The following is a 25,437-nucleotide window of genomic DNA, read 5'->3' on the forward strand; positions in this document are numbered from 1 at the left end:
AAGGGTTCTAAAATAAGCGACCAAACTAAAACCATATTTTTTAATGAGGGGGATGCCCTAAGTTGTGGGGGCAAACAAAAAATTTGAATTTTTTAGTAGGATTTTCAGGAACTCTCTCGAAATATTTAAGTATAAGGGGGAGAGTGTATGTCTAGTTTACCAATTATAGTAGCTCCGATGTTTTTAGTTTCTAACCCTAAGATGGTTATTGAAGCTAGTAGAGCAGGGGCTATCGGTTCATTTCCATTATTAAATGCAAGACCCGCTTCAGCATGTGCTGAGTGGCTAGAAGAAATAAAAAAGGCGCTACCTACTGAGCAATGGGCAGTCAACTTTATATGTCACCCTGTAGCGAATCCACGTTTTGAGGAAGATTTACAGTTAATTGAACAATTCCAGCCACCAATTGTCATTACTTCATTAGGTAATCCTAAGAGAGTTATAGACATTGTTCACGGCTATGGAGGAAAGGTCTATGCAGATGTTGCGAACGTTAAACATGCCGAAAAATCTGCGGCAACAGGTGTAGACGGACTAATTCTTGTTTGTGCAGGTGCTGGTGGGCATGGCGGGCAACTGAACCCATTTGGCTTTGTATCTGCGGTTAAGAAATTCTTTACGGGAACGATCATTTTATCAGGCTCCATCTCTAGCGGTGCAGACGTATTAGCCGCTCAAATAATGGGAGCAGACTTTGCCTATATGGGTACTCGTTTTTTAGCTTGTGATGAAGGAAATGCGCCTGAGGAGTACAAAAATATGGTGATTGACAGTGATACCTCTGATATTTTATATACCGACGCCTTTAGCGGTGTCCATGTAAATGTGTTAATTCCATCCTTATTAAAGGAAGGCATTGATCCTGCAACATTGAAGCCGAGAGAGGACATTGATTTAACACATCTAGTAAATGTCAAGGCATGGCGAGATATTTGGTCTGCCGGACATGGCATCACAAACATTGTCAAACGCGAGTCCGTTCGTGAAATACTTAAAACTTTGGAAGTAGAGTACGAGAAAGCAAAGCAGCAAATAATTGCTGTACAGTCATTATAAAAACTATAAAAAGGGGCAAGTCCAACTAAATATGGACTTGCCCCTTTAACTTTAAGTGGATGTTCATTCATCCGCCTAAATAGTGGAACTCTGTGGCTAAGTGACCAATATTAGCTGGCCTAAAGCCTCCGACAGATGTCGGAATTATGCCGAGGCATAATTAATTAATCATGATTCAAAGTAGCGGCGATTTCTGGTTGCTGCTCAACTTGAAGCAGCATATTGAAGGAAGCGATAGCTACTTCTACTTGTTCATCCTTAGGCTCACGTGTTGTCAGTAATTGTAGCCATAAGCCTGGATAGCCAAGGAAGCGTAACACAGGAATATTACGGCATGCATTTGTCGCTTGAAGTACTTCAAATGATATACCAAGAACAACGGGAATTAAGAGAATACGGTCCAAAATGCGTAACCAAAGTGGATCAGTTGGTACGAAGAAATATAAAAACATGCCTACAAACACAGTGAACAGCATAAAACTACTACCGCAACGATAGTGTAAGCGTGATTGTGCTTGCACATTTTCCACTGTTACGTCCATACCAGCTTCATAGCAATTTATAACCTTATGTTCTGCACCGTGATATTGGAACACTCGTTTAATTAGCGGAGTTAAAGATATAAAATACAAATAGGTAAGTAGTAAAAATAGCTTAATGCCGCTTTCAAGTAAAATTTGACCGGTTTTGCCCTCTATCCATTTAGAGAAAAAATCTGCAATAAATACAGGAATTAATGTAAAGGCAAATTTACCAAATAAAAAGGAAAGGATACCTACAACTGCAACTCCTAAAATCATTTGAAGTCTCGAGCCTTCCTCTTTATGCTCTGCTTCTTCGCCAGGTGTAACGTCGTAACGGTCTCCTGAAAATTGCATATGGCGAGAGCCTAAACCGGCTGATTCAATCAGTGCGACAACGCCCCGTACCAATGGAATTTTTTTAAGCTTTTGTAAAATAGGGTTTTGAACTTTTTTAAAATGATAATAATCAATGGAATCATCGTTACGGCGAATAGCGGTAATCGTATGTTCCTTTCCTCCGAACATTACACCTTCTAACTGTGCTTGTCCCCCGTATACAGGTGAATTGCTCAAGGCTAACACCACTCTCTTTATATATTTCAACTGTACCATTGTACTAAATTTAGTGAAAAACCTCTAGAGTTACGCATAGTAAAATTTTTATATGGTTACACTAATCGTACAGTTTAGGAAATGATTAACGTTTGAACATATACTCGGGTACAAGTTAGGAGGATTTTACTTGAAAGTAGCTAGTATAACATCGCTCGTTAGCGCACTAGTTTTAGCATTGTGTTTAAAGGGACTTCAATACTTTCATCTTATTAAATGGAATCCAATAGGTTTTTATAAGAAGTGGGATATATTTGAAGGTAGCTCAAAACTATTTCAATGGAGCTTTCTCATCCTAGTCTTATTTTTGATTGGATTTTTATTATTTATTACATTGAGATATGTCTATATTATCCCAGCTGTGCTATCTTCTTTTTTACTTGGTCTTTTTTTGTCCATCACATTAGAATGGATTGTTCTGGATTTGCCTTTACAATCTTCTTCCTTTAAAAAACTCTCGATCCCTTTCATAGTCATTGTTATTTGTCTATTACGTTTCTTGCTTGAAACTGCGAATTTTCATCAAAAGGAGCACACAGCACAAAAAGGAAATTAGTTGCTGTATGCGCCTTGTATGATAAAATAATGGCAAGTACATAGAAAGAGGCGAATATGCGTGAAGTTATTATGTTTGAATGGACCTAATTTAAATCGACTAGGTAAACGAGAGCCACATATTTATGGTTACGAAACATTAGAAGATGTGAAAAACAATATTCAGAATCTTGCGGCGTCTTTAGGTGCCACTGTCGAGTTTCGTCAATCTAATCATGAAGGGGTACTTGTTGATTGGGTACATGAAGCAGAGGACGAAAAATATGATGGTATAATCTTTAATCCTGGTGCATATACCCATACAAGCATTGCGTTACATGATGCAATAGCAGGGATTTCTGTGCCGGTTATAGAAGTACATATTTCAAATATCCATAAACGTGAGGCTTTCCGTCATCATTCTTATCTCGCTCCGGCATGCCTTGGTCAAATCAGTGGACTAGGTACGAAAGGCTATGAACTGGCACTACGCACATTTATTGAGAGGGAGAATTGATTATGATGAAATTACAAAAGCTTCGTAAGGCACTTCAAGAACAAAATATTGACGGCATTTTAATTACAAACGAGTACAATCGTCGTTATATGACTGGTTTTACAGGAACAGCGGGCGTAGCGATTGTGTCTCAAAATGATGCTGTGTTTATCACGGATTTTCGTTATACAGAGCAAGCAGCTGCGCAAGTACAGGACTTCCGAATTGTAAAGCATGAGGCGACGATCATTGAAGAAATTGCAACACAAGTAAAAAATATGGGTATCAAATTATTGGGCTTTGAGAAAGATACTGTTAGCTATGGCACATATGAGCTGTATAAAAATAAAATTCAAGCTGATTTAGTGCCGATTTCTGGGCTAATTGAAAAAATTCGCTTGATTAAGACGCAACAAGAGATTAATATTATTAAGGTTGCGTGTGAAATTGCTGATCACGCATTTACACATATCTTAAACTTCATCAAGCCTGGTAAAACAGAGCTTGAAGTTTCGAATGAATTAGAATTTTTCATGCGTAAACAAGGAGCAACTCAATCCTCGTTTGATATAATTGTTGCGTCTGGTCTTCGCTCAGCTTTACCACATGGCGTTGCAACGAATAAAGTGATTGAAAAAGGCGACTTTGTCACATTAGACTATGGAGCATTGTACAATGGCTATATCTCGGATATTACACGTACTGTTGCAGTTGGCGAGCCATCTGAAAAATTAGTGGATATGTACAACGCAGTACTTGCTTCCCAGCTTTTAGCACTTGAAAAGGTTGGCCCTGGCTTCACAGGGATTCAAGCGGATGCGATTGCGCGTAACTACTTAACAGAAAAAGGATATGGCGCGGCATTTGGTCATTCATTAGGACACGGGATTGGTCTTGAAGTACATGAAGGCCCTGGCTTATCAATACGTTCAGAAGCGGTGCTAGAGCCAGGTATGGCCGTAACGATTGAACCAGGAGTTTATTTACCGGGAATCGGTGGTGTACGTATCGAGGACGATATTTTAATCACAGAGACAGGTAATGAACTGCTTACTCATTCGTCAAAAGAACTTATTATTTTATAAACTATGGAGGAACACAAATGATTTCAGTAAACGATTTCCGTACAGGTCTAACAATTATTGTAGATGGCCAATTATATCGCGTGTTAGATTTCCAACACGTTAAACCAGGTAAAGGTGCTGCGTTCGTACGCTCTAAATTACGTAACTTACGTAACGGTTCAGTAAATGAAAAAACTTTCCGTGCTGGTGAGAAAGTTGAAAAAGCACAAATCGATAACCGTAAAATGCAATACCTTTATGCACAAGGTGACGATCATGTTTTCATGGACTTAGAATCATATGAGCAAACTGAACTTTCTTCAGCTGCAATTGAATATGAATTGAAATTCCTAAAAGAAAACATGGAAGTTCATATTCAATCATACCAAAGTGAAATGCTAGGTGTTGAATTACCAAACACTGTTGAGCTAGAAGTAACAGAAACAGAGCCTGGTATCAAAGGTGATACAGCTTCTGGTGGTACAAAACCAGCAACTCTTGAAACTGGTCTTACTGTACAAGTGCCATTCTTCGTAAACCAAGGTGATAAGTTAATCATCAATACAGAAGAAGCTTCTTACGTTTCTCGTGCGTAATAAATAAAAGCATTCAGCCTACTCTTTTTTAACAAAAGGGTAGGTTTTTTTAACTTCTTACAGCGGGTGCCCCAAATATCCTTTGAAATAGAGGAAGTCAGTCACAACGGAAATCAACCACACATTTTGGTGATGATCCAGAAAAATAGCAACCTCTTTGTATAAAAAGAGTTTTTATTATTTGATATGTGGTCATATTTGGAAAAGTTGTTTACAATAATAGTAAGGAGTGAATGCTATGTTACAAACAATTTTTGAGACCACGTCTCCAATAATACAGGCTCCAATGGCCGGTGTAACAACGCCAAAATTTGTTGCTGCCTGTGCAGAGGAAGGGATTTTAGGTTCTATTGGAGCAGGCTATTTAGATGGGAAGCAAACAAAAAGTTTTATTCAGGAAGTTAAAAAGCTAACGAAAAAGCCATTTGCTGTTAATTTATTTGTACAGGAAGAGCCGCGTATTGATATCGATGTACTTCAAAAAGCTCGAATGGCTTTACAACCGTTTTATGATGAGCTTGGACTTTCACCTGTACAAAGTGTTGTGTCCAAGGAAGTATTTGCAGAACAAGTACAAGCTGTTCTTGATGAAAATGTCGCCATTTGTTCCTTTACGTTTGGCATTCCTTCAGCAGAAGTTATTCATCGTTTAAAGGATAACAATGTTTATGTTATTGGTACAGCTACTACATTAGAGGAAGCAAAGCGTGTAGAACAAGCAGGGATGCAAGCTGTTGTCCTTCAGGGTGGTGAAGCTGGTGGTCATCGGGGTTCTTTCACTGAACCAATGCAATTAATTGATTTGCATGATTTACTGCAGCAAGTAGTAGGACAAATTGCCATACCGATTATTGCTGCTGGGGGCGTTGTCACAAAGGAAGATGTAAGTAAAGCACTAGCAAGGGGTGCCCAAGCGGTTCAAATTGGTACAGCCTTATTAGTAGCGGATGAATGTGAAATTTCACCTCTTTATAAAAATGCCTTGCTTGAATCGACAGCGCAGCAGACGACAATTACTCGTGCTTTTTCTGGTAAACCAGCAAGAGGCTTAGCAAATGCTTTTACCGAACGTATGAAAGATGCTGTTGTAGCACCTTATCCATTGCAAAATGATTTAACTACTACTATTCGTAAAGAAAGTGCAAAACAGGGCAAAGCCGAATATTTATCGATGTGGATGGGTGAAAAGAGCTATTTAGTGAAACAACCCGGTACTGTGAAAAGCATTATTGCCAAGCTGCTGTAACTTCTTTCCGATTCCGGATGAAGTGATGCTGAGGCATCATTAATTTCATAAAAATACTAAGATCTCTATACGTATGTATGGAGGTCTTTTTTTGAGGGTAGCAACATATATTGCTGTACACGAGGGGGCGTATGAAATGGAATTACAAGACGTATTAAGAGTCGCTGGAGTGGGACTAGTAGTTGCGCTTCTTCATGTCTTCTTTGATCAAACAGGAAAAAAGGAATTTTCATTTTTCCTATTTTTCATTGCCTACTTATATATGACAGCGGAATTACTGCGATTTTTACGTCTATTTTTCAATGAAATTCTTACATTCTTTCAATGGCTAACCTCTTCCGGGTAGTGTAAATGGAAATTGTCATTGTTGCTGTTGTCATGCTGCTTTTATTATTGCTTATAAAAGAAGTCATAAAGCCACTCCATGCGCTGATTAGTGTAATGTTTTCGTTTTTGCTGTTTGGTATGTTGTTTTCTACACTCCTATTGCCATTCATCAAGCAATTGCTTGAGACATTAGCTTTTTTGCCATATGCAAAAGCAATTGTAGTAAGTGCTAGCCTTTTCTATGTAGGGCAATGGGTGTCTTTTTTACTTGTGGAACAAAGCTATAAAGTACTCGGGCATATTGTCTATGATGGGGTCAAGATTGTTATTTTGTTGTACTGGTTTAAGGAATTTTTGGCTGTTTTACAGGAGGTGTCGGCCATTTTACAACGGCTAAACTAAGGGGCGAAGACATTGCTAGAGCAAATAGTTTCGTTTTTAACTGATCCATTTTTCCTATTGCTGAAGATGACGCTTATTTTGTGTGGCTATGTCATTATTATTTTGATCGTAAATATGATTTTACCAGAATTTGAAAGAGGGACAAGGATACTTTTCTTTCTTATTGTACTGGCAACTATTGGACCAGTTGTTGTGAGTTCATTTAATTTAATAGACGAAATAGCACAGGGGCTTGCTCATATATTTACTGCATTTTATCCCATTCTTACTTCAAGTTTTCTTTTATCTAGCAGTATTACAGCGATTGCGTCTTGGCAGCCTTTTTTACTTTTCTTTGTACAAGTCTTAACGATTATTAGTAGTAAATGGCTTATTCCAGGAGTGCTTTTTGCCATTGTGTTTGATGTCTGCAGTGTCATTGTTAAAGAAATTTCGTTTACGAGAATTGCCGAATTGATTCGTTTTACCATAATGAGCATCGTCTCGGCATCTGTAATTTGTTACATCATTTTAATGTCTGCGAGTGGGGTGGCTGCATTTAGTGTCAGCGCAGCTGTTGCAGAGCCTGTGAAGAAATTAATAGAGGAAAATATTCCAGTTGTTGGTTCCTTTATAGTAGATAGTTTTTCGATGTTCCAGCATATGACACAATTTTCCTCTTCTATTACTAGTATTTCTGCTTTTATAGCGGTTATTACCGTGTCGTTCATTCCAACAGTTCAGCTTGTTATCAGTGCGTATTCATTGAAAATGTTAGCTGCTATTTTAGAACCAATTGCTTTTGATGATATTTGTAAACTACTTGATCATGTTAGTAAGTCTCTATTTACCTTATGTGCTGTATCATTTCTAATTGCTTTTTCATTTATGTTTTCTTGTTTATTCCTCATCGTTTTTGTGCAAGTTATGGCTGGGGGGAGATAGATTGATTCTTTTATTAGCGATGCTCTTTATCTGTCAGATATTTGTGTTTCTAACAGATGATAAAGAAATAATTTCACTTACAAAGCTTGTTATTACGTTAGTATTTTTGCAATTGCTATTAAAGATTCCATTTATCAATTCATAGGAGGAAACAAGCGTACATACACTTGAAAAAGAGAAGATGAAAGGAGGCAATGTACAAGTGATGTGGAAAAGAAACGAAAAAAAACAACGTCATTTATAGTCTTAATGCTTATTGCTGCCTCCGTGGGAATTTTCATCATTTTACCAATGTATCAAACGGGTACAACGAATGGGCAAGTAACATCGATGACCAATGAAGCAAAACTTGAGCAGACACTGAAGGCTATGAAAGGTGTTGGGGAGGTTAAAGTCTATTTTTATTACGGAGATATGACAGCTGAGAAGGATGACAATAAACTATTCAGTCAATATTTTCGAGGAACTGAACAAGGTACGAAAGAAGTAACAGGGATGCTAATTGTTTCAGAAGGAGCATCAGATATCTTTGTGAAAAATGAAATTCGTGCTGTTGTTAGTCAAGTAATGCAATTGCCGATTCATCGAATTATTATCGTTCCAATGGAAAATAAGGAGGAAAAGTAAATGCGCGTACGTAGAAGAACAGTTTGGTTTATGACATTATTAAGTCTAGTAGCGGTTATCTCAGTGTATTATTTGGTTGATCCAGCAAAACAATTTAATGGACTAACTATTTTCACAGATGACGCATTACAGCAAACTGCGGTAACGGGTGTGACTGATCAAGAAGCAACGAAAGAGGGAGAGACGAAGGAAGTATCTTCTCCAAGTCATTTATTTGAAGAAATGCGCATGCAAGTTAGTGATGAAAGAAGCCAGCTTCGTTTGCAATTAGAACAGAAGATCGGTTCAAAAGATTACACAGCAGAAGAAAAAAGTAAGGCGTATAATGACATGGATAACCTTATTAAACAAGAATCCTCTGAAGCAATGTTAGAAATGCTCATTAAATCTTTAGGTTACTCTGATGCGTTTGTACGAGCAGATAGTGGTAAAGTACAGGTAACTGTTATGGCGGAGGAGCTGTCAAAAGCTCAAGCAAATGAAATTATTTACTTGGTAAAAACAGAGATGGAAGGCGCAAATGACGTCCAAGTAAAATTCAGCGCGAATAACTATTAAAAAAATAGAAAGATAAATAGGAATTTTCCGTTTATTTGAAACTGTTGTTATATATCAGTATAATGAAAAGGCTTTCGTTTATTAAAGGAAAGCCTTTTATTTTGTTCATATTTACTTAATTTGCATTAAAGTATTTCAAATTGTTCGAAAAAAATATAAAATAGTGTTTGTAGTAGATTTTATTTCATAAGGAGAGTTAGAAATGTTCAAAATTCAAGAAATTCGCGAAATTATTAAATTAGTAGATTCTTCTTCGATTGACGAGTTCGTTTACGAAGTAGATGGCGCAAAAGTTAAATTAAAAAAGAATGTTGTTGTTGTTACTGATACTGTAGCACCTAAAAAAGAAGCAGTTGCACCTGTTATACAACAGCCTTCGCCTGTAGCAGCTCCTGTAGCACCAGCTACTCCAGCAAAAGCTGAAGAAGCACCAGCAGCAGCACAAGCAAATAACGACCCATCGTTACATAAAATTGTATCACCGATGGTTGGAACGTTTTATCAATCTCCAAATCCAGATTCACCAGCTTATGTTAAAATGGGGGACAAAGTTGGTAATGAAACAATCGTATGTATCGTAGAAGCTATGAAACTATTCAACGAAATTGAAGCAGAAGTTCAAGGGGAAATCGTTGAAGTACTGGTTAAAGACGGTGAATTAGTAGAATACGGTCAACCATTATTCCTTGTAAAAGCTGAGTAAGGAGTGCACAACCATGAAAAAAGTTTTAATTGCAAACCGCGGCGAAATCGCTGTGCGTATCATTCGTGCTTGTAAAGAGTTAGGCATTCAATCTGTTGCCGTATACTCAGAAGCAGACGCTGACGCATTACATGTGAAATTAGCAGACGAAGCATATTGTATCGGGCCAAAGCTATCAAAAGATTCATATCTTAGCTTCCCGGCTTTACTGAGCGTAGCAGAAAAAACGGGTGCAGACGGTATCCATCCAGGTTACGGTTTTGTATCTGAAAACGCTGACTTCGCTGAGGCTTGTGAAAACGCAGGCATTAAGTTCATTGGACCTTCATCTGATTCTATTAAAATTATGGGTATTAAAGACGTTGCACGTACAACAATGGAAGCAGCAGGTGTTCCACTTGTTCCGGGTACTGGTATTGTTCCAAATATCGAAACAGGTAAAGAATGGGCTGCTAAAATTGGTTACCCTGTGATCATCAAAGCAACTGCTGGTGGTGGCGGTAAAGGTATCCGTGTAGCTCGTACAGAAGAAGAACTTGTAAAAGGCATTGAAATTACGCAAAAAGAGGCTGCTGCAGCATTCGGTAACCCAGGCGTCTATTTAGAAAAATTCATCGAGTACTTCCGTCACTGTGAAATCCAAGTATTAGCGGATGGCTATGGTAACGTTGTGCATTTAGGTGAACGTGACTGTACCGTTCAACGCCGTATGCAGAAATTAGTAGAGGAAGCTCCATCTCCAGCGCTATCTTCTGAGCGTCGTGCTGAAATGGGTGCCGCTGCGGTTAAAGCTGCACAAGCTTGTAACTATGAAGGTGCCGGAACAATCGAGTTTATTTATGACTATCAAGAAGATAAATTCTACTTCATGGAAATGAATACTCGTATCCAAGTAGAACACCCAGTAACTGAAATGATTTCTGGTGTAGATCTTGTACAACAACAATTAAAAATTGCATCTGGTGAAAAACTTCCTTTCACTCAAGATGATATTCAATTAAATGGATGGGCAATTGAATGCCGTATTAACGCAGAAAATGCTTATAAAAACTTCATGCCATCAGCTGGTACTGTAGATACTTACGTAACTCCAGGTGGCTACGGTGTACGTATTGACTCTGCTGTATATGCTGGCTATACAATCCCTCCATACTATGACTCTATGGTTGCAAAACTAATTGTTCATGCCAATACACGTGAAGAAGCGATTGCGAAAATGAATCGTGCGCTTAGCGAATTTGAAGTATCTGGTCCTGGGATCAATACAACAATTCCATTCCACCAAGCATTGATGAACAATGACGTTTTCAAATCAGCACAATTCAATACGAAGTTCCTAGAAGAGAATGATGTTTTGGGGACAAGCAAGTAAGGTGTATCAGCGGCTTAACCGTCTCGGCTAATAGTCGGGAAGCTTGCGCAATAGTTATGCGATATTTGTCAGCAGAATAGTTGGCGGAATACAATTAGGAATAAAACAAAACGGAATATCCGATTTTTAGACCCTTTAACGAAACTGATGCGTTAGGGGGTCTTTTTTATGCGTAAAAATAGTCATCGTACCGGTATTTTCGATATAGAAAATATCTATTGAATGAAAAATGAGCCTAAAAATGAAAATAATAAACCGCTAATAACAGCGCCAACAATTATGATTGACGTTAATTTGGGTGTTTAAAGATAATCGTATTTGTGCATATTCGGCGCGCCAATCATCGTTAAAGAACAAATGCGCTTATCGGGCACGCAAACAAACGATTAAAGAATACGACTGATCGTTGCACCAACAATGGCCAATGAAAGCTAGGTGCGCCAAGCTTTTATTAGTTTTCGTTTGTTTAATAAAATTTTGAAACAGTCTTACAGTATTCTTCTAACTCACTCAATGTAAATAGTAATGTAATAGGGAAATCATTTGAAGTTTCTTTTGAATATGTTAAATGAACAACAGCATATTTGTTTAGCTTTTTAATCCAAAAAATAACATCATCATTATCTTCTCTTCTAGCCATTGCTACAGCTTTTTTTCCGTAGAGAATGTGTTTTAGTGAAAGTTCTTTCTCTAACTCTTTCGTTAAGGATTCAGACATACTTGTTGAAATCAACCACCAGGGATCGTTTATAAAACTTTTTAATTTTTCTTGCATTTTAGATGACCACTTCCAATTAATTAATTTTCTAAACTTAATTCAACGTTTTATTTTAATATTCCTTCTTGTGACTAAATAGTTGAATGCGGAAGATTTTTCAGAAGTAAGCCTTGAAGAACACACTAACAACACATCGATTTGCCTTTAAATGACCGCCTAAATCAATGGTAAGACAGCGTGGATCCATCGAGGGAAGTAGTTAAATGTTTTTACAGATATCTTGTCTGAAAACGGTATTATGCTCGGGTATAAGTAATGAGGAAGCATTACGCCTTTATTACGCCTTTATACGTAGTTAAAACCGGTTTTAAATCGCCAGTCGACGTATTTATCATCTTATGTGTTTCGACGCTTAAACAAACGGAATTATAAGGGGGATTAAATGGAATGAATATTGCAGTTAGTATTATTAATATCCAACGCAAACTACTCGAACGGACTGGGCGTAAAACAGACGTATATTACAGCGAAGGTCAAGGCGCTTTATATGTATTCATGGGAGAACCTTTAACGGTCAACAACGTAATTTACGCAGCGTCCGAAATCGAGCTAATGATGGACGTTATTTAAGATGGGAGTTGGCAATTTTTACGGAATCATTAACATGCACGAAAAGCAGCTCGGCGTTTTTGAAAATAACAATCGTTTTGGTTTAACGGACATCGTTGCCCGGTTACCTCTCGGATTTCGCCTTTTATGAAGTATGTTATTTGGATGTGTTATAATCAAAAATATGAAGCAATCTATACTAAACGTGCAGTGTTTAATGAAATAGGGGGCCAGATGATGGATAATCAATATGTCGTAGGCTGGGGTACATTAGCGTTGATCAATGCTGCACTTGCACAAGGAAAAAATAGAACGGGGTTTAATTGGTTTTTACTTTCTCTTGTGTTAGGTCCATTGGCAACACTAATTTTATTATTTGTTGATAAGAGACAGTAACACTACATAATTACAATAATTTATATAAGTTAATAAAGTGAGAATTGGGGTGTTTAATAAGTCGATTATTGATCGGCTTATTTTTTATATACTCAAGTAGTTATTAACGCTTGAATAAAATATTTTTTTGGAAAAATGATACAATGAATATAATTCAGGTCAACATCAAAATATGTGTACTTGCAATTTAATAGACTAAATATGGAGTGGAAGGTGGCGAGTTTTTGTACCGAAAGCAAAGTGGCAAGTACAGGAAAACTGTGCCTGCGGAAAGCATTCATCTGTAAAGGAATATACAGCCAAGCATACATTTTGGTGAAGAACTATAATTCAAAAACTAAATTGTTCCTTATTTCAAACAACGCGGTAAATACACGTGGAACAAAGTGAGAGTAAGGAAGGAGAAGAAAATGAAAACTCAAGTGTCAAACTATATAAAAATTGGCCCTTCAGAACAATATATCTCTATTTTTGGTGAAGATAACAATCTGCCGCTTTACCACTGATTTATAAATATAATTCCGAGCTTGGAAAAACTTTCTTTCCTATCCCCGCTGTAGTACACAGATGATCATAAGCATTTCGTATTTGGATTCCTCCACCTAATTTTGTCCAATTCCTTGCTCTTGCTAGTTCACCATGAAGATTCATTGATTTATCATGTGATTTTAATTGAATTAAATCTATATAATTATTTTGATTTAGGTATGATAAAATTGTTTGTTCTTCATCTGTTTTTAAATCTTCTACAGAAACAGTTATTTTTTTGTCAATCAAATCAAGGTCTGTAATTACAGATTTATCTTCAATTAACCCTTGAACAGCTAGTGCTACTTCGTCTTGAATTGTTCTAACTCATTAATACTATATTTTACTGATTCAAATTTAATTAAATTATCTTCATCTATAACCTGAAGAGAAGCCTTAAGAGTATTTAATTTTTCATCTGAAATGCCTGTTAATCCAATAATTATTTCACCATTATTTGATAGATATATAGTGCCTATATCGGAGAACGCTTCGTAACTTCCGAATACTTTGTCGAGAATATTAAAAACATCGTTCATTTCTGTTGCTTGTGTTACAAGTTTCTTTTGAACTTCTAAAGGGTATTGTTGGATAGTGTTTTTTGTACTTGTGTCTAACTTACTAAAGTTACTCAAATCTTCTAGCTTTTTTGCATAAGTAGAACTGACATTGGTGTTAAGTAACAATAAAGCAAAGACAAAAACTAAAGGTACAATAAAAACTTTGTATTTGGTTATCATTTTTAATTCCCACTCCCTTTTAGTAGTATTATCTTGAATTTAAACATAATTATTTAATATTGTAATCAATTAACGGAAAATTCTGTTAACTGATTAGGAGGAGTGGGAACTAAACAAAAAAATGAAAGGAATTTTCTTCTATCCTAATTGAAACTATTTATTTCTTTTTTGTTCATAATATTTTTGGGAAATATGATTCATGAAATTGATTCATATATAGTGAATTATAGCTTATTATGATTGTTTATTGAAATTAAAATGGAAAAAGATGAAATGTTTTGATGTATTATCGAAAGTCGTAAGTGATAAAATCAACGCTAGGTTTCCTGATGCAAAATGGCTAGTAGGGAGGATTCACTCTAATTAAATTTGGTTAATTTACTAAGAGGGAGGGTGAAAAATATATTTATGAGGTAGCGGCTGTTTTCACTTTTCGTTTTTATCGAGACGTTATTGAATTTATCAATGTTAACCTGTCCTAAATAAATTAAATCGGCTTTACGAAGCCAAACCTTCCTTTTTATAGTATAATAAGCGTAAGTACAGCATTTGTTTGTGATGTGTAAGGGAAAGGATGATATTTGTATGGCAGAGAAAGTAGGACAATCTTTCGTACAACCAACGCCTTCTGGAAAAGAAGAACTTGGGAAAATTGAAGTAGCAGCGGAAGTAATCGAGGTTGTTGCTGGAATAGCAGTGAACGAGGTAGAAGGAGTCGCGGCAACTCGTGGTAATATTGCTACTGGCGTAGTAGAACGCTTCGGTAAAAAAGTTCACAATAAGGGCATTAAATCGGGTGTTACTGAAACTGGTGAGATTGCCATTGATGTATTTTGCTCTGTAAAATACGGCTATACAATTCCGAAAGTGGCGAAGGAAGTACAAACTCAAATTCGCCAAGCGATTTATAATATGACAGCACTTGAAACAGCTGAAGTGAATGTACACATTACAGGTATTCACTTTGAAAAAGAAGAAGTAGCCGTACAAGAATAAAAAGAAGGGTTGCCTATAGGGCAATCCTTCTTTTTACGTTGTAACGGAAATTGATCAGCAGTGATTAGTATCGCTACTTTATTATATTTCAATTTGCTTTGGCTTTCTCCAGAACAAAGCAAGTATTACGCCGATTGTTATAACAATTGTCGCAAAGTAATATGGGTAGTTTAAATTTATATCGAACAATATCCCACCTAAAATAGGACCAAAGATATTCCCGAGACTTGTAAACATGGAGTTCATACCACCGACGAATCCTTGTTCATTACCAGCTATTTTCGATAAATAAGAGGTAACGGCAGGACGGATTAAATCGAAGCCGACGAAAATAAAGAATGTGACAAATAAAATTGCGAAATAGTGGCTAACAATGGTCATAGCAAATGTTAAAACAGCAGAAAGGATGAGTGAATAACGGATAAGATTAATTTCGCCCATTTTCTTTGTCAGCCAATCGAATAACATCAGCTGAGCAAGGGCCCCGACTACCCCACTCCCCGTAATAATAATCGCGATATCTGAAGGCGTAAATGCGAATTTATGATCCACAAATAGGCTAAATAACGATTCAAATGCAGCTAAACCAAAGGACAGTACGAAAATAAGGACGAATGGAATAAGGTATAGTGGGCTAAAAATACGTTTTACACTGCCTAAAATTGATGGAGCAGACTCTACATCATCTGAAGCACGTGTCGGCTCTTTTAGTAATAGTATTGACAAGATAGCTGCTAAAAATCCAAGTATACCTGCAGCGTAGAATGGTATGCGTGTTCCGATTTCTGCCAAAAATCCACCGATCCCAGGTCCGATAATAAAGCCAGTACTAATCGCTGCACTCATAAAGCCCAATGCCTTTGAACGTTGTGACAATGTTGTAATATCAGCAATATAGGCAGTCACCGCCGGCATGATAAAGGCAGCACTTACACCACCTAGCATACGCGAGATAAAGAGTATTTCAACTGTGCGTCCGAGCCCGAATAGTAGCTCTGAAAAACCGAATATAAAAAGACCTGCAACGATCATAATTTTTCGGCCAATAGTATCCACCATTTTACCAGCAATCGGTGAAACAATAAGTTGCGTAATAGCAAATGCTGCTACCATATAACCAACGACAGAGCCTGAAATTTTTAGCTCATTCATGAGTGTTGGTAGCACGGGTATAACTAAACCAATGCCTAAAAAGGCAATGAATAAATTCGATAATAAAATACTTAAGGTTAAAATTTGTTGCTTATTCATTTTGTTCTCCTTCAATCTTTCACGATACATGAATCTAAATCTACTAGAATATTTCCATGTAATACAATAAACCCTATAGTAACTATAGGGTCAAAAGATTTGTTTTATTTTTTCAGTTTTTTATAAGTGTGGAAGTATTAGTTCGCAGTTATACAGGTGGCACGATAAATTTTTGTTCATACTACGTTGTTGCTTCTATTAGTAATGGCTAAAGAAATTTCTTATGATATCAAAACGATTTTATTTACAATCCTCGCAGTAAAATAGGCAGGATTTGCGTTCTTTTTATTGCTTTATTTTGTTCCTCGCCTTCATATAGCTTGAAAGTTCTTTTACAGCTTGTACAAATAACTTCATAATGCATAATGAACACCTCGGAAAATGAGATTATTTTCCTTGATTATAACATTCTTGTTATTTAAACAATAATGATGGATTTTCATTTTTTAACATTAAATTTCATAAAGTTAATTGAAGGGTGTTAAAATAAGCAAAAACTTGCTTGAAAAAGGTATCAGATTATTGAAAACTTGCTTGAATTCGTGTTTCTCGTACGAATTTATGCTATTATAAACCTTAATGCCACTTAAGAAGGAGAGCTTTACATGAAACGACATGAGGCACGCGAAAAAGCGTTGCAAGTTTTGTTTCAGCTAGACAATACTGAACTAACAGTAGAAGAAGCAATGGGCCATATTAAAGGCCAACCAACAAATGTCTTCTACGAAAAGATTGTTACTGGAACAGTTGAACATTTAGAGGAAATCGATGCTACTATAGAGCAGCATCTTGAAAAGTGGTCACTTGCCCGTTTACCAAAAATTGAAAGAACGGTTTTACGTCTAGCTGTATACGAGATTTTATACATGCCAGAAACACCAAAAAGAGTAGTACTTAATGAAGCAATCGAGTTATGCAAAACATTTGGCGACGATGGCTCGTCGAAATTTGTTAATGGCGTACTTTCTAAATTTACAGAACAATAAAATGTGTTAAATTGGAAGGAGTAACTAAGGTCTATGTCAAGTGCAATTATTAATGGTAAAGAAATTGGTCAAGAAATTCGTAATTCAGTAGCAGAGCGAGTAACGCGTTTAAAAGAGCAAGGATTAACACCAGGCTTAGCGGTTGTTTTAGTAGGAGACAACCAAGCCTCGGCTACATATGTGAGAAATAAGCAAAAATCTTGTGAAGCCATTGGTATGTTTTCTGAGTTAATCAAACTGCCAGAAGAAACTACACAGGATGCACTATTAGCACAAATTGAATTACTAAATAATCGTGAAGATATTCATGGAATTTTAGTACAATTACCACTCCCTAAACATATTGATGAGGATACTGTTATTGCCACAATTGCTGTGGAAAAAGACGTTGATGGCTTCTCACCAGTAAGTGTTGGGAAAATGATGCTTGGCCAAGAAACATTTTTGCCTTGTACACCGTTTGGCGTAATGAAACTTCTTGAATATTCAGGAATTGAAATAGCAGGAAAGCACGCGGTCATCGTAGGTCGTAGTCATATCGTGGGGAAACCAATGGGACAACTACTACTACAAAAAGATGCAACCGTTACATATACGCATTCCAAAACACCAAATCTACCTTCATTCACTAAACAAGCAGATATATTAATTGCGGCAGTTGGACGTGCAAACTTTATTACGAAGGAACATGTTAAAGAAGGCGCAGTTGTTATAGATGTTGGCATTAATCGTGATGAAAACAACAAGCTTTGCGGTGACGTAAACTTTAGTGAGATCGATGGTATTGCTTCTCACATTACACCTGTACCAGGCGGTGTAGGACCAATGACAATTACTATGCTTCTATTCAACACAGTTCAAGCAGCAGAAAATAAGCTTGCACATACAGTTAAGTTATAATTTTGAATGACTCTTTATAAAAAGCTATCTCAATTTATTGAGGTAGCTTTTTGTATGGTTTATTTTCTGAGTATTTCAAGAACTTTCGCGTTGTTTTTAACGTCTAATATAACGTTTGGGCCATACATATGAATAGGGAGGTTTTTATGGAAAACATAGATTTAATACTGATCATTAAACATATTATTATCGGTCTTGTACAAGGGTTTACAGAGCCAATTCCTGTATCATCTAGCGGACATGTTATGATTGCAAGTGAAATTCTTGGTCTTGGTGAGCAAGGTTTTACTTTTGCTATTTTAACGAACACAGCTTCTTTACTGGCTATTGTCTATATTTATCGAGAGGATATTGTCCGACTCATTACGAATTTTTTCCTGTATCTGAAAACTGGACAGAATCGTTATAAAGCTGATTTTCGTTTCGCCATATTCATAGTAATTGGTTCTATTCCAGCGGGGGTTTTAGGTGTTTTGTTAAGCGATGTTATTGCGGATAATGTTAGTATGACGACGATAGCACTTATGCTATTTGTGACAGGGATTGCTCTATGGCTAATCCGTAATATGCGTGGTACGAAAAGGGATGCGGATTTGACTGCGAAAGACGCCATCATCGTAGGTCTTGGTCAAGCTGTAGCATTAACACCTGGTATTAGCCGTTCAGGAGCAACCATTATTTCAGCCATTGCAGTTGGTATGAAACAGGAAACCGCTTTGCGATTTTCCTTCATGCTCTATATTCCTGTAAGTCTTGGTGGAGTTGTCCTTGGGATTTCTGATTTTTTAGATGAGCCAAATAAAGGTGCATTAGTAATTCCTTATGCTGCGACATTTATTGTGACATTATTTATGACTTATTTTGCAATGCGTTGGTTTATGGGCATTATGAAAAGTGGCAAGCTTAGCTACTTTACATATTATTGCTTTCTTGTAGGGACGCTTCTATTAATATTTTATTAATGTAAAAGCCTCATAATTTTATTCAGTTGTGAGGTTTTCTTGTTTGTTAAGAAAATCAAATAGATCCGTCGTTTCGCTTTTATTCTGACTCTTTTATCAGCGATTCTGGCTCTTTCAAGTTTTAGCGGCGTTCCTTGCTTGGTTAGTGGCGGAATTTCGTGTTTTAGCGGCGTTCTTCCTTTGGTTAGCAGCGCAACTCACACTTTTAGCGGCGAATTCCAACATAAGCTGGACAGTTTGACAAAACTAAAGTCAGAGTTGAAGAACATTGTATAGAATTTTACACAATATTAAGGACTTGACTTTCATACCGTCGCTTCGGGGGTTCTTACCGTCACTTGGCCTGTTTTATCCGTCGTTCTGGCAGATCTATCCGTCGTTTCGCTTTCATTCTGCTCTTTTATCAGCGATTCTGGCTCTTTCAAGTTTTAGCGGCGCAACTCACACTTTTAGCGGCGAATTCCAACATAAGCTGCACAATTTGACAAAACTAAAATCATACCGTCGCTCCGGTGGTTCTTACCGTTACTTGGCCAGTTTTATCCGTCACTTCATTTTCATACCGTCGCTCTAGTGGTTCAATCAGCCACCTCCGTAGATAAATCAGCCACTCCGATTCTTCTATCCGCTCCCCCAGCAAAGCACTCAGTCAAAACGCAACTCCACCGTTTATTTCGCCGAAAAGACATATTTTATCTAATACGAAATCTTAAGATATGTTATAGTAAGATTTTCAATTCAATACAAGACAGTCGTTTTTTCAACCGAAACTGTATTTTGGCACGTCATGCGCAATAAAAAATGTTATGATAGGTGTAGTTTTGTGAAAAACTTGATTTTAGTAAAGGAGCCGGGAAAATGTCATCTGCTTCTTATTTAACTGTAAAAGCATTAACAAAATATATTAAACGGAAATTCGATGCTGATCCGCATTTACGTGAAGTCTATGTAAAGGGAGAGCTATCCAATGTCAAAATTCATCAATCAGGGCATATTTATTTTACATTAAAGGATGATGGAGCACGAATTGCGGCCACCATGTTTAAAACAGCAGCCACAAAATTAGCGTTTGAACCAAAGGAAGGTATGCAAGTATTTATCCGTGGAGATGTAAACGTTTATGAAGGCTACGGTACATATCAATTATATGTACAGGAAATGCAACCAGATGGAATAGGTAGTTTGTTTGTTGCTTTTAACCAACTGAAAGAGCAGTTACAACAAGAAGGGCTTTTTAAACCTGAGTGGAAACAACCAATTCCGAGGTTTCCAGAAAAAATCGGTGTTTTAACGTCGACAACAGGTGCTGCCATTCGAGATATCTGTACAACATTAAAGAGACGCTATCCACTTGCTGAAGTTTTTATTTATCCAACCCTTGTACAGGGAGCGCAAGCAGCGCCGAATATTGTTCACAACATTGAACGAGCAAATATCGATGGGAGTTGCGATGTACTGATTGTAGGGCGTGGCGGTGGATCGATTGAAGATTTATGGGCATTTAATGAGGAAGCTGTTGCACGAGCGATTTTTGGAAGCCGGATCCCTATTATTAGCGCAGTAGGTCATGAAACCGATACGACTATCGCGGATTATGTAGCTGATTTGCGCGCTCCGACACCAACTGCAGCGGCTGAAATGGCTGTACCTGATCAACAAGAATTATTTCAACGGGTGCTTACACAAAAATCACAACTGCATCAAATCGTAAGAGCGCAACTTATGGCAGAACGTCAGCGTCTAAATAAGCTCCAACAATCTTATCCGTTGTCAATGCCAGAACGCCTATATCGACCATTTACAGAAAGGCTAGCACAACTTGAAACGGGATTACAAAAAGCCATGCAGGTCGATTTGATGAAGAAAACAGCGCGGTTTCAACAATTACATAGTGCGGTAGAGCAGCACTCGCCAAAAAAGGCATTGGCTTTCCATCAACGAGAGCTAGAAACTCATGTCCAACAATTAACTCGTGCTGCAACTCATTATGTAACGAAACAAAAACAACAATTTGAAGCAACTGTCAGAACTTTAGAAGCATTAAATCCACTTGCCATTTTAACAAGGGGCTTCACGGTAGCTTATAAAGATAATCAAATGTTAAAATCATCAGTTGATGTAAAGCCACAGGATCAATTAACACTTTCCTTCCATGATGGAAAGGTTATTGCTGATGTGGTAAAGATCTTGCCGAAAAATGAGGGGGAATAATTGTGGCAGAGAAACAACAAACTTTCGCAGATGCAATGACGGCACTTGAGGAAATTGTCCGTCAGTTAGAGCAAGGTGATGTGCCTCTAGAAAACGCGATTGATTTATATAAACAAGGTATGGAGCTATCACAATTTTGCCATAGCAAACTGCAACATGCTGAGGAGCAGTTAATTTCTATTGTCCAAGAGACAGGTGAGACTACGGCATTTGATCCACTAAAGGGAGAGAACTAAAAAATGAACGAGCAATTAAAACATTTTATTGAAAGCAACATACCTCAAGTTGAAGCTGAAATGTTTGCACTAGTCGAGAAAATTGATGCACCAGCCAATTTAAAAGAATCAATGCTTTATTCATTAAAAGCTGGAGGTAAACGTATTCGCCCACTCTTCGTATTGGCTGTTCTTGAACTTTACAATAAGGGTTTGAAGGATGGTTTAACGGTAGGATCTGTAGTTGAAGTCATCCATACGTATTCATTAATCCATGATGATTTACCAAGTATGGATAATGATGATTTCCGTAGAGGGAAGCCAACAAATCATAAAGTTTATGGTGAAGCATTAGCGACACTTGCAGGCGATGCATTGAATACACTTGCGTTTGGCATTTTAGCACGCATGGATGTATCAGCTGAAAAACGCATTGAATTAGTCAATCTGTTAAGTAAAGCAGCTGGTGCAGAAGGTATGGTTGGGGGTCAAGTACTCGATATGGAAGGTGAGAAGCGTCAGTTAAACATAGCTGAGCTTGAGCATGTCCATATCAATAAAACGGGCGCTCTATTACGATTTAGTATTGAAGCGGGAGCCGTGTTAGCTGATGTAATGCAAGAAGAACGCGAAACTTTAAAGGAATATGCGCATCATATTGGTCTTGCCTTCCAAATTCAAGATGATATTTTAGATATTGAGGGTACTACAGAAGAACTAGGTAAAACTGCAGGTAAAGATGTAGCAAGTGACAAAAGCACATACCCAGCTCTATTATCTTTAGAAGGGGCAAAAGAAAAGCTTGCTGAGCATTATCAGCATGCCATTAACGCACTAGATAAATTGGAAGTAGATGCCAGCTTATTACGTGAGTTTGCAGCCTATATTGTACATCGTAAAAACTAGGGGAAAAACGAGGCGTTAAAGGCACATAATATGCTAGAATAGGTGAAGGCGTTTGCCAATGTGCAAACAATAAAGTGTTCGTACTTTTAGCATATTAATAACACTGTTATAATAGTGGAAACACAATTACGGTGAATAATTTATTGAAAAGGTGTGTGAGAAAGGTGGATTTTAATAATATAACTAGTCCAGCCTTTTTAAAAAGCTTAGATAAGAAGGGTCTTGAGCGACTTGCACAAGAAATTCGTACCTTCTTAATCGAAAAATGTTCTGTCACGGGTGGTCATATTGGACCGAACCTAGGTGTTGTGGAGCTAACGATTATGCTCCATAAAATGTTTGACAGTCCACAAGATAAGTTTTTATGGGATGTTGGCCACCAAGCTTACGTGCATAAAATTTTGACAGGTCGTGCAAATCAATTTGATACATTACGTCAGTTCAAAGGGCTTTGTGGTTTTCCAAAGCGTGTGGAGAGTGAACATGATGAGTGGGAGACAGGTCATAGCTCGACATCTTTGTCAGGAGCCATGGGTATGGCAGCAGCACGAGATATCAAAAAAGAAAAAAACTTCGTGATACCAATTATTGGAGATGGAGCTTTGACAGGCGGTATGGCGCTGGAGGCGTTAAACCATATCGGCCATGCTAAAACAAATATGATTGTCATTTTAAACGATAATGAAATGTCAATCGCTCCAAACGTCGGAGCGCTACACAGTGTACTAGGGCGTCTTCGTACAGCTAAAGAATATTCAAAAGCTAAAGAAGAGCTGGAATCGCTCATTAATAAGATCCCAGTGCTAGGCGGTAAGCTTGCTACAACTGCTGAGCGCTTAAAGGATAGCTTAAAATATTTAGTAGTATCAGGTGTGTTCTTTGAGGAGCTAGGCTTTAAATATCTTGGTCCGATTGATGGACATGATTTCGATGCTCTTGAGTCAACATTATCACAAGCTAAAAAAGTGAAAGGCCCAGTGCTCGTTCATGTCATTACGAAAAAAGGCAAAGGTTATAAACCTGCTGAAGATGATACAATTGGTAATTGGCATGGGACAGGTCCGTATAAAATTGAAAACGGTGCCTTTGTAAAGTCTGAGGTGAAAGGTCCAGCATGGAGTAGCTTGATTGCTGAGACTGTCCGCAAAATTGCTCATGAGGATAAACGCGTTGTCACGATTACCCCAGCAATGCCAGTAGGTTCAAAATTACAAGGGATTCAAACGGATTTCCCAGAACGTTTCTTTGATGTAGGGATTGCTGAACAACATGCAGCAACGATGGCGGCAGGTTTAGCGACACAAAACATGAAGCCGTTTTTAGCCATTTACTCAACATTCTTTCAACGTGCCTATGACCAAGTACTACATGATATCGCACGTCCAAATCTAAATGTCTTTATAGGAATTGACCGTGCAGGCTTAGTTGGCGCAGACGGTGAAACACATCAAGGCGTATTTGATATTGCATTCCTTCGTCATATACCAAATATGACAATTATGATGCCAAAAGATGAAAATGAAGGTCAGCATATGGTGAAAACAGCCATTGACTATGATGGCGGTCCAATTGCATTACGTTATCCTCGAGGCAATGGTATAGGCGTTCCGTTAGATGATGAGCTTATGGCGTTACCAATTGGTAGCTGGGAAGTGTTACGTGAAGGTAAGGATGCAACGATTTTAACCTTTGGTACGACGATTCCTATGGCAATGGCAGCAGCCAATATTTTAGCGCAGCAAGGTGTTGAGATAGAAGTAGTCAATGCACGATTCATTAAACCAATGGATGAGGATATACTTCACCGTATATTAACAAGCCGTAAACCAATTTTGACGATTGAAGAGGCGGTACTGCAAGGTGGTTTTGGTAGTGGTGTATTAGAATTTGCCCATGACCATGGCTATTTAAGTGCAATAATTGATCGTATGGGAATCCCTGATCATTTTATTGAGCATGGTAATGTAGATCAGCTTCTCGCTGAAATTCATATGACGGCTGAGGATACAGTGGCACGTCTGCATGTGTTACTTCAACAAAAACAACAAGTAGGTTTGAATAAATAATGACAAAACAACCAAAAGAACGTGTAGACATTTTACTTGTAGAGCGTGGGCTATGCGAAACGCGAGAAAAAGCAAAGCGCTCTATTATGGCAGGGCTTGTTTTTTCTAATGAAACTCGCATTGATAAGGCGGGAGAAAAAATTGCTATAGATGCACCACTACAAGTAAAAGGCTCTGATTTAAAATATGTTAGTCGTGGCGGCTTGAAACTTGAAAAGGCGCTACAAATTTTTGATATGTCTGTAGAGGGGAAGCTAATGCTTGATATTGGCTCCTCTACAGGAGGATTTACAGATTGCGCATTACAGCATGGTGCAAGACATTGCTATGCATTAGATGTTGGTTCTAACCAACTAGCATGGAAGATCCGTTCTGATGAACGTGTAACTGTTATGGAAAAAACAAATTTCCGTTATACGACAGCGCCAGATTTAACAGAGGGCTTGCCAGACTTTGCTACAATAGATGTTAGCTTTATTTCATTATCGCTTATTTTACCTGTCTTAAAAACATTGTTAATGCCAGGTGGCGATGTAATGGCATTGGTGAAGCCTCAGTTTGAAGCTGGGAAAGAGAATGTCGGTAAAAAAGGCATTGTTCGTGATAAAAAAGTACATTTAGCAGTTTTAGAAAAAACTGCTGCAATGGCGACAGAGGTTGGCTTTGTCGTTAAGGATGCTTCGTTTTCGCCAATTACAGGAGGCGAGGGAAATATTGAATTTTTATTCCATTTAGTGAATCCTATAGGTAATGAAGAAATTCCTGCGTATACAGCTTTTAATGCACTCGTTGAAGAAGCGCATAGTGCACTAAAATAACACGTGCTCATTTACAGAGCCGTGTTTTTTCTTGTGCTTTTATGTTTAAAATGGTAGTGTAAAAATACAAATATTCAACTATTTATAAGAGGTG

General features: G+C 37.6%; 30 protein-coding genes. 25 read left to right on the forward strand and 5 right to left on the reverse strand.

What is annotated here, in order from left to right:
• Nucleotides 1-147: 147 nt before the first annotated feature.
• Nucleotides 148-1,056 carry an NAD(P)H-dependent flavin oxidoreductase gene (locus ACIPKN_RS12830; protein ID WP_274068888.1) on the forward strand — a complete coding sequence of 303 codons (909 nt, stop codon included), beginning with the start codon at nt 148-150 and terminating at the stop codon, nt 1,054-1,056.
• 164 nt (nt 1,057-1,220) lie between these two features.
• Here ACIPKN_RS12830 and ACIPKN_RS12835 read toward each other — a convergent pair whose 3' ends face one another.
• Complete coding sequence (locus ACIPKN_RS12835; protein WP_400936541.1) at nt 1,221-2,192, reverse strand: DUF1385 domain-containing protein; 972 nt, start codon at nt 2,190-2,192, stop codon at nt 1,221-1,223.
• A gap of 130 nt (nt 2,193-2,322) precedes the next feature.
• Between ACIPKN_RS12835 and ACIPKN_RS12840 the strand changes: the two genes are divergently transcribed.
• The 13 genes from ACIPKN_RS12840 to accC all read left to right on the forward strand — a co-directional run bounded on the left by ACIPKN_RS12840 (nt 2,323) and on the right by accC (nt 11,041).
• Nucleotides 2,323-2,748 carry a hypothetical protein gene (locus tag ACIPKN_RS12840; RefSeq protein WP_400936543.1) on the forward strand — a complete coding sequence of 142 codons (426 nt, stop codon included), beginning with the start codon at nt 2,323-2,325 and terminating at the stop codon, nt 2,746-2,748.
• A gap of 60 nt (nt 2,749-2,808) precedes the next feature.
• Nucleotides 2,809-3,243 carry a type II 3-dehydroquinate dehydratase gene (aroQ, locus tag ACIPKN_RS12845; RefSeq protein WP_142507187.1) on the forward strand — a complete coding sequence of 145 codons (435 nt, stop codon included), beginning with the start codon at nt 2,809-2,811 and terminating at the stop codon, nt 3,241-3,243.
• A 2-nt stretch (nt 3,244-3,245) separates the two neighbouring features.
• Complete coding sequence (locus ACIPKN_RS12850; RefSeq protein WP_132356678.1) at nt 3,246-4,307, forward strand: M24 family metallopeptidase; 1,062 nt, start codon at nt 3,246-3,248, stop codon at nt 4,305-4,307.
• 17 nt (nt 4,308-4,324) lie between these two features.
• Nucleotides 4,325-4,882, forward strand: a complete 558-nt coding sequence (gene efp / locus ACIPKN_RS12855; protein WP_142507186.1) for an elongation factor P — start codon at nt 4,325-4,327, stop codon at nt 4,880-4,882.
• A gap of 238 nt (nt 4,883-5,120) precedes the next feature.
• Complete coding sequence (locus ACIPKN_RS12860) at nt 5,121-6,128, forward strand: NAD(P)H-dependent flavin oxidoreductase (protein ID WP_400936547.1); 1,008 nt, start codon at nt 5,121-5,123, stop codon at nt 6,126-6,128.
• Between the two features lie 136 nt (nt 6,129-6,264).
• Nucleotides 6,265-6,474, forward strand: coding sequence for a hypothetical protein (locus tag ACIPKN_RS12865; protein ID WP_012295089.1), 210 nt, complete (start codon nt 6,265-6,267; stop codon nt 6,472-6,474).
• Between the two features lie 5 nt (nt 6,475-6,479).
• On the forward strand, nt 6,480-6,857 hold the full coding sequence (locus tag ACIPKN_RS12870) for a hypothetical protein (RefSeq protein WP_248716406.1): 378 nt from the start codon (nt 6,480-6,482) through the stop codon (nt 6,855-6,857).
• A 12-nt stretch (nt 6,858-6,869) separates the two neighbouring features.
• Nucleotides 6,870-7,781 (forward strand): stage III sporulation protein AE, encoded by a 912-nt coding sequence (locus tag ACIPKN_RS12875; RefSeq protein ID WP_400936549.1) that lies wholly within the window; start codon nt 6,870-6,872, stop codon nt 7,779-7,781.
• Between the two features lies 1 nt (nt 7,782).
• Entirely contained in the window at nt 7,783-7,926 is a 144-nt protein-coding gene (locus tag ACIPKN_RS12880) for a hypothetical protein (RefSeq protein ID WP_166672062.1), read from the forward strand.
• Between the two features lie 62 nt (nt 7,927-7,988).
• On the forward strand, nt 7,989-8,408 hold the full coding sequence (locus ACIPKN_RS12885; protein WP_142507182.1) for a hypothetical protein: 420 nt from the start codon (nt 7,989-7,991) through the stop codon (nt 8,406-8,408).
• The gene (locus tag ACIPKN_RS12890) at nt 8,409-8,966 is read left to right on the forward strand and encodes a SpoIIIAH-like family protein (protein ID WP_142507181.1); all 558 of its coding nucleotides are present in this window, start codon (nt 8,409-8,411) and stop codon (nt 8,964-8,966) included. It begins immediately after the preceding gene.
• Between the two features lie 202 nt (nt 8,967-9,168).
• Nucleotides 9,169-9,669, forward strand: a complete 501-nt coding sequence (gene accB / locus ACIPKN_RS12895; protein WP_400936552.1) for an acetyl-CoA carboxylase biotin carboxyl carrier protein — start codon at nt 9,169-9,171, stop codon at nt 9,667-9,669.
• Between the two features lie 13 nt (nt 9,670-9,682).
• Nucleotides 9,683-11,041 carry an acetyl-CoA carboxylase biotin carboxylase subunit gene (gene accC / locus ACIPKN_RS12900; protein WP_400936554.1) on the forward strand — a complete coding sequence of 453 codons (1,359 nt, stop codon included), beginning with the start codon at nt 9,683-9,685 and terminating at the stop codon, nt 11,039-11,041.
• Nucleotides 11,042-11,507: 466 nt separating this feature from the next.
• Here accC and ACIPKN_RS12905 read toward each other — a convergent pair whose 3' ends face one another.
• Entirely contained in the window at nt 11,508-11,816 is a 309-nt protein-coding gene (locus ACIPKN_RS12905) for a hypothetical protein (RefSeq protein ID WP_400936556.1), read from the reverse strand.
• Nucleotides 11,817-12,206: 390 nt separating this feature from the next.
• Here ACIPKN_RS12905 and ACIPKN_RS12910 point away from each other — a divergent pair, with 390 nt between their 5' ends.
• Together ACIPKN_RS12910 and ACIPKN_RS12915 are read left to right on the forward strand one after the other, a co-directional pair.
• A complete protein-coding gene (locus ACIPKN_RS12910; RefSeq protein WP_400936558.1) occupies nt 12,207-12,389 on the forward strand; it encodes a hypothetical protein in 183 nt (60 codons plus the stop codon).
• A gap of 126 nt (nt 12,390-12,515) precedes the next feature.
• Nucleotides 12,516-12,764: a hypothetical protein gene (locus ACIPKN_RS12915; RefSeq protein ID WP_400936861.1), complete on the forward strand. Its 249-nt coding sequence runs from the start codon at nt 12,516-12,518 to the stop codon at nt 12,762-12,764.
• Between the two features lie 507 nt (nt 12,765-13,271).
• Here the strand turns inward: ACIPKN_RS12915 and ACIPKN_RS12920 are convergent.
• Both ACIPKN_RS12920 and ACIPKN_RS12925 read right to left on the reverse strand, forming a co-directional pair.
• On the reverse strand, nt 13,272-13,541 hold the full coding sequence (locus tag ACIPKN_RS12920; protein ID WP_400936560.1) for a hypothetical protein: 270 nt from the start codon (nt 13,539-13,541) through the stop codon (nt 13,272-13,274).
• A 53-nt stretch (nt 13,542-13,594) separates the two neighbouring features.
• Nucleotides 13,595-14,032: a hypothetical protein gene (locus ACIPKN_RS12925; protein ID WP_400936562.1), complete on the reverse strand. Its 438-nt coding sequence runs from the start codon at nt 14,030-14,032 to the stop codon at nt 13,595-13,597.
• Nucleotides 14,033-14,617: 585 nt separating this feature from the next.
• On the opposite strand from ACIPKN_RS12925, the gene ACIPKN_RS12930 reads away from it, so the two are divergent.
• The gene (locus ACIPKN_RS12930) at nt 14,618-15,028 is read left to right on the forward strand and encodes an Asp23/Gls24 family envelope stress response protein (protein WP_132356667.1); all 411 of its coding nucleotides are present in this window, start codon (nt 14,618-14,620) and stop codon (nt 15,026-15,028) included.
• Between the two features lie 81 nt (nt 15,029-15,109).
• Here the strand turns inward: ACIPKN_RS12930 and ACIPKN_RS12935 are convergent, their stop codons facing one another.
• Nucleotides 15,110-16,279 (reverse strand): MFS transporter, encoded by a 1,170-nt coding sequence (locus ACIPKN_RS12935; RefSeq protein ID WP_400936565.1) that lies wholly within the window; start codon nt 16,277-16,279, stop codon nt 15,110-15,112.
• Nucleotides 16,280-16,884: 605 nt separating this feature from the next.
• Between ACIPKN_RS12935 and nusB the strand changes: the two genes are divergently transcribed.
• The 8 genes from nusB (at nt 16,885) to ACIPKN_RS12975 (ending at nt 25,343) form a co-directional block, all read left to right on the forward strand.
• Entirely contained in the window at nt 16,885-17,265 is a 381-nt protein-coding gene (gene nusB, locus ACIPKN_RS12940) for a transcription antitermination factor NusB (protein WP_142507174.1), read from the forward strand.
• A 33-nt stretch (nt 17,266-17,298) separates the two neighbouring features.
• Nucleotides 17,299-18,165: a bifunctional methylenetetrahydrofolate dehydrogenase/methenyltetrahydrofolate cyclohydrolase FolD gene (gene folD, locus ACIPKN_RS12945; protein WP_274068878.1), complete on the forward strand. Its 867-nt coding sequence runs from the start codon at nt 17,299-17,301 to the stop codon at nt 18,163-18,165.
• 146 nt (nt 18,166-18,311) lie between these two features.
• Entirely contained in the window at nt 18,312-19,127 is an 816-nt protein-coding gene (locus tag ACIPKN_RS12950; RefSeq protein WP_400936568.1) for an undecaprenyl-diphosphate phosphatase, read from the forward strand.
• A gap of 858 nt (nt 19,128-19,985) precedes the next feature.
• A complete protein-coding gene (gene xseA / locus ACIPKN_RS12955; protein WP_142507171.1) occupies nt 19,986-21,338 on the forward strand; it encodes an exodeoxyribonuclease VII large subunit in 1,353 nt (450 codons plus the stop codon).
• A gap of 2 nt (nt 21,339-21,340) precedes the next feature.
• The gene (gene xseB / locus ACIPKN_RS12960) at nt 21,341-21,574 is read left to right on the forward strand and encodes an exodeoxyribonuclease VII small subunit (RefSeq protein ID WP_053483717.1); all 234 of its coding nucleotides are present in this window, start codon (nt 21,341-21,343) and stop codon (nt 21,572-21,574) included.
• A gap of 3 nt (nt 21,575-21,577) precedes the next feature.
• Complete coding sequence (locus ACIPKN_RS12965) at nt 21,578-22,459, forward strand: polyprenyl synthetase family protein (RefSeq protein WP_400936571.1); 882 nt, start codon at nt 21,578-21,580, stop codon at nt 22,457-22,459.
• 164 nt (nt 22,460-22,623) lie between these two features.
• Nucleotides 22,624-24,525: a 1-deoxy-D-xylulose-5-phosphate synthase gene (gene dxs, locus ACIPKN_RS12970; RefSeq protein WP_400936573.1), complete on the forward strand. Its 1,902-nt coding sequence runs from the start codon at nt 22,624-22,626 to the stop codon at nt 24,523-24,525.
• Nucleotides 24,525-25,343, forward strand: a complete 819-nt coding sequence (locus ACIPKN_RS12975) for a TlyA family RNA methyltransferase (protein ID WP_400936575.1) — start codon at nt 24,525-24,527, stop codon at nt 25,341-25,343. Before dxs ends, ACIPKN_RS12975 begins: the two co-directional genes overlap by 1 nt.
• The last annotated feature ends 94 nt before the right edge of the window (nt 25,344-25,437 follow it).

Origin of the sequence: Lysinibacillus sp. NPDC086135 (assembly GCF_044746345.1) — a bacterium.
Classification (GTDB): domain Bacteria; phylum Bacillota; class Bacilli; order Bacillales_A; family Planococcaceae; genus Lysinibacillus.

Bases quoted from the DNA above. Each gene is read 5' to 3' on its own strand.
- ACIPKN_RS12890 (WP_142507181.1), top strand. From the start codon at position 8,409: ATGCGCGTACGTAGAAGAACAGTTTGGTTTATGACATTATTAAGTCTA.
- accB (WP_400936552.1), top strand. From the start codon at position 9,169: ATGTTCAAAATTCAAGAAATTCGCGAAATTATTAAATTAGTAGATTCT.
- ACIPKN_RS12835 (WP_400936541.1), bottom strand. From the start codon at position 2,192: ATGGTACAGTTGAAATATATAAAGAGAGTGGTGTTAGCCTTGAGCAAT.
- ACIPKN_RS12930 (WP_132356667.1), top strand. From the start codon at position 14,618: ATGGCAGAGAAAGTAGGACAATCTTTCGTACAACCAACGCCTTCTGGA.
- ACIPKN_RS12830 (WP_274068888.1), top strand. From the start codon at position 148: ATGTCTAGTTTACCAATTATAGTAGCTCCGATGTTTTTAGTTTCTAAC.
- ACIPKN_RS12965 (WP_400936571.1), top strand. From the start codon at position 21,578: ATGAACGAGCAATTAAAACATTTTATTGAAAGCAACATACCTCAAGTT.
- ACIPKN_RS12910 (WP_400936558.1), top strand. From the start codon at position 12,207: ATGAATATTGCAGTTAGTATTATTAATATCCAACGCAAACTACTCGAA.
- ACIPKN_RS12850 (WP_132356678.1), top strand. From the start codon at position 3,246: ATGATGAAATTACAAAAGCTTCGTAAGGCACTTCAAGAACAAAATATT.
- ACIPKN_RS12935 (WP_400936565.1), bottom strand. From the start codon at position 16,279: ATGAATAAGCAACAAATTTTAACCTTAAGTATTTTATTATCGAATTTA.
- ACIPKN_RS12905 (WP_400936556.1), bottom strand. From the start codon at position 11,816: ATGCAAGAAAAATTAAAAAGTTTTATAAACGATCCCTGGTGGTTGATT.
- ACIPKN_RS12865 (WP_012295089.1), top strand. From the start codon at position 6,265: ATGGAATTACAAGACGTATTAAGAGTCGCTGGAGTGGGACTAGTAGTT.
- ACIPKN_RS12915 (WP_400936861.1), top strand. From the start codon at position 12,516: ATGAAGTATGTTATTTGGATGTGTTATAATCAAAAATATGAAGCAATC.
- xseA (WP_142507171.1), top strand. From the start codon at position 19,986: ATGTCATCTGCTTCTTATTTAACTGTAAAAGCATTAACAAAATATATT.
- ACIPKN_RS12860 (WP_400936547.1), top strand. From the start codon at position 5,121: ATGTTACAAACAATTTTTGAGACCACGTCTCCAATAATACAGGCTCCA.
- nusB (WP_142507174.1), top strand. From the start codon at position 16,885: ATGAAACGACATGAGGCACGCGAAAAAGCGTTGCAAGTTTTGTTTCAG.
- folD (WP_274068878.1), top strand. From the start codon at position 17,299: ATGTCAAGTGCAATTATTAATGGTAAAGAAATTGGTCAAGAAATTCGT.
- efp (WP_142507186.1), top strand. From the start codon at position 4,325: ATGATTTCAGTAAACGATTTCCGTACAGGTCTAACAATTATTGTAGAT.
- ACIPKN_RS12870 (WP_248716406.1), top strand. From the start codon at position 6,480: ATGGAAATTGTCATTGTTGCTGTTGTCATGCTGCTTTTATTATTGCTT.
- ACIPKN_RS12950 (WP_400936568.1), top strand. From the start codon at position 18,312: ATGGAAAACATAGATTTAATACTGATCATTAAACATATTATTATCGGT.
- ACIPKN_RS12975 (WP_400936575.1), top strand. From the start codon at position 24,525: ATGACAAAACAACCAAAAGAACGTGTAGACATTTTACTTGTAGAGCGT.
- accC (WP_400936554.1), top strand. From the start codon at position 9,683: ATGAAAAAAGTTTTAATTGCAAACCGCGGCGAAATCGCTGTGCGTATC.
- ACIPKN_RS12925 (WP_400936562.1), bottom strand. From the start codon at position 14,032: ATGATAACCAAATACAAAGTTTTTATTGTACCTTTAGTTTTTGTCTTT.